Annotated in this window: 1 protein-coding gene; it reads left to right on the forward strand. The window is 57.9% G+C overall.

Annotation, left to right across the window (positions count from 1 at the left end):
• Positions 1-340 (forward strand): carbamoyltransferase N-terminal domain-containing protein (locus AC0L3B_RS38810; RefSeq protein WP_473382978.1); only part of this gene is annotated, 340 nt, incomplete at both ends.

The following is a 340-nucleotide window of genomic DNA, read 5'->3' on the forward strand; positions in this document are numbered from 1 at the left end:
GCCCACGCCTCCAGTGCCTACCACTGCTCAGGCTTCCAGGAAAAAACCGCGATCCTGGGCATCGACGGCAAAGGTGAGTACGCCACCACGTTCTTCGGTTACGGCGAAAACGGCAAGATCCACAAGATCAAGGAATTCTACGATCCGGACTCCCTGGGCGGCCTGTACGGCGCGATCACCGAGTTCCTCGGTTTCGAGATGCTCGACGGTGAGTTCAAGGTCATGGGCATGGCGCCTTATGGCGATGCCAGCAAGTACGATTTTTCGCGCCTGGCCTCCTTTGAAAACGGCGAGTTGGTGATCAACACCGATTACGCCAACGTCATCGGCCTGCGTCGCT

It is taken from the genome of Bradyrhizobium sp. Kon56 (assembly GCF_055807635.1).